We start from the raw sequence: 1,643 nt of genomic DNA on the forward strand, positions 1-1,643 counted from the left end.
ACATTATAGAATTTATAAAATTTTGGGGTGGGCAGGGCTTCCGCCTCGTTTTTGTTTTTGGTAAGGTTAGGATATGGAGACGAACGTGCTAAAACGAATCTTCTTTGATGAACATGGACATTGGGATCGGTTTGTTGCGAAGCATAAGAGCAAGCTTCGTCCTCATGTTCTAAAAGAAGTGGAGAAGTTCCGCAAATGCGGAGATCCCCGAAATGGATTTAAACTGCTGGTGTGCGAAGGATGCCATGATCTGCGGCTTGTTCCGTATCGCTGCAAAGGAAGATTCTGTACGACCTGTTCATGCGGAGAGACAGAAGAATGGGCACGGCTCCTGGAACAAGACGTATTCCAAGTGAACCATCGCCACGTCGTCTTCACGATCGATGAACGGTTGCGGGAAGTGTTTCTGCTTCATCGGGAAAAACTGCTGAAAGAATTTATGGATGAAGCGGTTCGTGTGGTCAAAGAGTATTTCGAGACGAAGCATCAGGTAACTCCCGGTATTATTGCTGGATTACATACGTTTGGGGCACGGCTTCACTTTAATCCCCACGTCCATATGCTGGTGACCATGGGCGGAATGGAGAAGAACGGTAAATGGAAAACGTATGACTTTGTGCCGTTCGGGATGTTGCGTAAGCAATGGCAGACCGTGGTGTTAAAGCTGATTCGCCGAAAGTTAAGCGACCAAGAGAAAAAGCAAGTACAATCCCGTTTGCAAAAAGCCTACTCCGAAAATGGGGAGGGCTTCTATGTGCATGCTCCGAAACAGAAAGGGAATGTCAAGCGGCAACTCGGATATATCGGGCGTTATATGAGAAGACCGGCGATCGCGGTGAGCCGGATCGAAGCGTATGATGGGGAAACGGTGACCTTTCGTTATCGGGATAAGACGGATGGGGAGGAGAAAACGGAGACCATCCCGGTGGAAGAATTCATCGGAAGGCTGATCCGACATATCCCGGATGAACACTTTAAGACGATCCGTTACTATGGGGTTTACTCGCGGCGGATCAAGAGCCTGTGCAAGAAGTTAGTCAGCGAGTGGCAAAAAGCGGCGAGAAGATGGATCGTCAAGGCAAAGCGGATATTGAAACGGAGAACGTGGAGCGAACGGGTCAAGGAGCAGACGGGGAAGCCGCCATGTTGTCCCAAATGCGAAAATTACTATGAATATAAGGGAGAAGCTTGTCTTGAGGATGGGAAATTGAAGGTGAAGTACGCGGTGTGCTCCACCTCAAAGGCATGTCTGGAAAGGATGATTCGGGATGTCACCGGTGTCCAGGAAACGAAAGGCAGCCAAGAAAAAGAAAAAGCCGCAGAGCGGGTTGCGTAGCAAAGAAACGATAAAATACATCTGTTTGCAATGCAGCAGCGAAGAAGAGATTCCGCTGAATGTCGTTCGGAATTTCGATGCAATGGATGATGGAGATCCGACCGTACCTCCGCAATTCTGTTGTGAAGAATGCGGCGGAGCGATGTATCCGGATTATTACAAAGGAGTTCATGGCTATGAATACAGGATAAATGATGTGAAAAAGTAGACTGGGGACAGGGGAAGAAGATCCCCATACCCCAGCTTACTTTGGTACGTATGAACGGAGATGCACGAACTTAAAGGACGCCGTCAGGCGTTTTTCTTA

General features: G+C 48.3%; 2 protein-coding genes. Both read left to right on the forward strand.

The features are described 5' to 3' along the window. Positions 1-85: 85 nt before the first annotated feature. Positions 86-1,336 (forward strand): transposase, encoded by a 1,251-nt coding sequence (locus tag LQ229_RS26875; RefSeq protein WP_230193410.1) that lies wholly within the window; start codon positions 86-88, stop codon positions 1,334-1,336. Beyond that, on the forward strand, positions 1,329-1,544 hold the full coding sequence (locus tag LQ229_RS26880; protein ID WP_230193411.1) for a hypothetical protein: 216 nt from the start codon (positions 1,329-1,331) through the stop codon (positions 1,542-1,544). The genes LQ229_RS26875 and LQ229_RS26880 overlap by 8 nt, the downstream gene beginning before the upstream one ends. Positions 1,545-1,643 lie beyond the last annotated feature (99 nt).

Origin of the sequence: Paenibacillus sp. CECT 9249 (genome assembly GCF_918697855.1) — a bacterium.
Taxonomy (GTDB): Bacteria; Bacillota; Bacilli; order Paenibacillales; family Paenibacillaceae; genus MSJ-34.